At 43.5% G+C, this 402-nt stretch carries 1 protein-coding gene; it reads left to right on the top strand.

Annotated elements, in window-relative coordinates; all coding sequences use genetic code 11:
- Window positions 1-82 precede the first annotated feature (82 nt).
- The coding region (locus ELS82_RS28050) for a hypothetical protein (RefSeq protein WP_208733340.1) at window positions 83-402 on the top strand (320 nt) is incomplete at its 3' end.

The following is a 402-nucleotide window of genomic DNA, read 5'->3' as shown; positions in this document are numbered from 1 at the left end:
TGATAACTTCTGTCAACATGAAGGTATCAAAAGGCAGTTCACAACGGCATACACTCCACAACAAAATGGAGTGGCAGAGCGGATGAACAGAACTTTATTAGAAAGAACAAGAGCAATGTTGAAGGCTGCAGGTCTAGGAAAGTCATTCTGGGCAGAAGCAGTCAATACCGCCTGTTATGTGATAAATCGATCTCCATCAACTGCAATTGAGCTGAAGACACCGATGGAGATGTGGACTGGGAAGCCAGCTGATTATTCTCGATTGCATATATTTGGAAGTCCTGTGTACGTGATGTACAATACACAAGAAGTTAGCAAACTGGATTCAAAATCCAGAAAATGTGTATTCTTGGGATATGCTGATGGAGTGAAGGGGTATCGCTTGTGGGATCCCACTGCCCA

Origin of the sequence: Vibrio ouci, assembly GCF_004551525.1 — a bacterium.
Lineage (GTDB): Bacteria > Pseudomonadota > Gammaproteobacteria > Enterobacterales > Vibrionaceae > Vibrio > Vibrio ouci.
The sequence above is the reverse complement of the archived record's forward strand: the minus strand, read 5'-3'. Positions and strand labels throughout refer to the sequence as shown.